We start from the raw sequence: 2125 nt of genomic DNA on the forward strand, positions 1-2125 counted from the left end.
CCCACCGGGTCACGTCTCGGTGGAAATCAACAGTCTTCCGACCCAGTGCGATGCCGCGAATGGATGCGCTTGTAGAAGGTTTCGTCCGCGCTGACCGTGGAGCCGATGTAACGAAGCATTCCATGATGATCCACCAGCCCGTAAATGCCCCGACAGTCTCTCGGGGCTTCGCGGGTAAATGTGGGGGAGGCTGCCAACAGGGCATCCATAACCTGTTCGGATGAGAGGATGCCGTGTTTCTTCGGGCGGCCAAAGAAGAAATTGAACATAACGAAACTGCTCTCTTATGAAATGATAATACCTAGTGAGACCGTGCAATGCGCTGCCAGGTCGTCCCGCTAACGATCCCCCAATGACCGTGCTCATTCGGCCTCCGCCAGCGCGGCACCGGCATCTCGTTCAGGGCCGCAAGCGCCTCGTCGAACGTTGGGAAGTGCCGTTCGTCACCCTTTGCTCCGATCTGAAACTGGCCGCCGCGGGCAAGGTCGGGACCGAACATCGATCCATCTCGCGCGACGGGAACGAACATCAATTCACCACTGACCGGGGCGACATTGCCTTTCGGATCGTCTGCATTGCCATTCTCGGGTTCGTCGTCCGCCCAGATCGACTGAAGAAATCCGTCACGCCGCTGCAGCCATGCCAAGGCGCTCATTGGAAGCACACCGCCGCCCGGACCACGCTCAAGCTGTGCGGTGGCGCCGGACAGAAGGTTCCGCACTCGACCCTCGGTTACGCCGCCAAGAATCGCCATGGATCCGATATCGACCTCGCCGTCTCCGAAATCGAGGGCGTGCCGGGACTGCGCAATGTTTGCGATCAACACGATAGCGTTGCGGCCTGCGGCGAGGTCCTTCACGTCAGGGCGACCTGCGAAGGTGGTTACTTCGCGAACAAGTTCGGAAATCCATGCCGGGCGATCTGCCACAGGCACCTCCTTCGGAGTGACCCCATGGAAGCCATAGAGCTTTGCCAGCCAGATGCGTCCCGAGATAGGAAGCTCTGCGCCAACGCCGAGAGTGTCGGACGCCGCTTCTTGCCATGTCTCGGCGTAGGAAAGACCAGTGATCTGGGCAAATGGCTCAACGAGCGCACGCAGCGGCCCTGCTGCCGCCTCTGCACCTACCAAATCCTCGACGTAGGTAAGTGCGTTCAGGAAAATCTCATGAAGCCACTGGGCATAGTCCCAGAACTCATGGTCATCACCATGGGCAAACAGTCCATCACGCCAATCATCGCGACGCTCTTCTGCCGTTTTCAATATGATAGGCATCTTCATATTCCTTCAGCGATGCAGGCGGCGGATGGCGCTGCGAACATTCAACATGTTCCGGTGATCTGACGGAGTGCTTGCCGCGATGACGAACCCGACATCGAAGCGCAGGCGCACGTGTCGCCCATGTGTTTCCACACTGCAAAGGCTGACGCCTTCATGGCGACAGAGAGATCTGTAGGCGCGTTCAATTCGCTTCATGCCATTAACGATATTCCGTGAATGTTGATGTAACATATACAACGCTTCGCAATGTGTCAAATGGATAATTCCGTTATTATCGACGTCACGACTATGGCGCGATCTGGTATGGCTGAATAGCATGTTGCTGGACGCAACGCCGTGCGCCTTCCAATCGCTCTCAATTTCCGCGACTGCGTCCCTATGAAAGACGACGCACTCTCCCACCCGATCTACTGGCACACCCTACGCAGAGCCCTGCCGCCTGGCGGCGTGCGCCGGCGATTTTCTACGATCGCGGCATGTCGCGATCGATTGACGGCGGTCCGATGGGGTAGCGTGGTGCATTGCCCGAAGTGCAGCAGCCCATCTCCACGATGGCTTGAGCAGCGTGCGGTCGTTCAATGCACGTGCCGATATCAGTTTTCGCACACGGTAGGCACCGCACTGCACAGGAGCCGTTTGGATCTCGCAATCTGGTTTGCCGCCACCGAGACGGTCATACGGCATCGAGCTGCCGCGGGCCCCTGGGGTCACATCACGTCCGATGATCTCTCCTCCGCGCTGGGGATTGCCTACGCTTCTGCCCATAGACTGCGCCGAATCGTCATCGACGACCTCGCTCCGGATGGCAACGGGTTCCGACGATGCCTTGAACAGCAGTCCATATAC

The 2125-nt window shown here is 58.4% G+C and carries 3 protein-coding genes; 1 reads left to right on the forward strand and 2 read right to left on the reverse strand.

Annotated elements, in window-relative coordinates; all coding sequences use genetic code 11:
* Positions 1-26: 26 nt before the first annotated feature.
* Together E2K76_RS20060 and E2K76_RS20695 are read right to left on the reverse strand one after the other, a co-directional pair.
* Positions 27-269, reverse strand: a complete 243-nt coding sequence (locus E2K76_RS20060) for a hypothetical protein (protein ID WP_181952921.1) — start codon at positions 267-269, stop codon at positions 27-29.
* A 32-nt stretch (positions 270-301) separates the two neighbouring features.
* A complete protein-coding gene (locus tag E2K76_RS20695; protein ID WP_220432327.1) occupies positions 302-1273 on the reverse strand; it encodes a hypothetical protein in 972 nt (323 codons plus the stop codon).
* Between the two features lie 642 nt (positions 1274-1915).
* Here E2K76_RS20695 and E2K76_RS20700 point away from each other — a divergent pair.
* Positions 1916-2125, forward strand: a 210-nt coding sequence (locus E2K76_RS20700) for a hypothetical protein (protein WP_220432328.1), incomplete at its 3' end; no start/stop codon positions are given.

The organism is Falsirhodobacter xinxiangensis (assembly GCF_004959935.1).
GTDB lineage: Bacteria > Pseudomonadota > Alphaproteobacteria > Rhodobacterales > Rhodobacteraceae > Falsirhodobacter > Falsirhodobacter xinxiangensis.

What these genes read in the sequence shown, in the direction of transcription:
- E2K76_RS20695 (WP_220432327.1), bottom strand. Translation starts at nt 1,273, where the DNA reads ATGCCTATCATATTGAAAACGGCAGAAGAGCGTCGCGATGATTGGCGT.
- E2K76_RS20060 (WP_181952921.1), bottom strand. Translation starts at nt 269, where the DNA reads ATGTTCAATTTCTTCTTTGGCCGCCCGAAGAAACACGGCATCCTCTCA.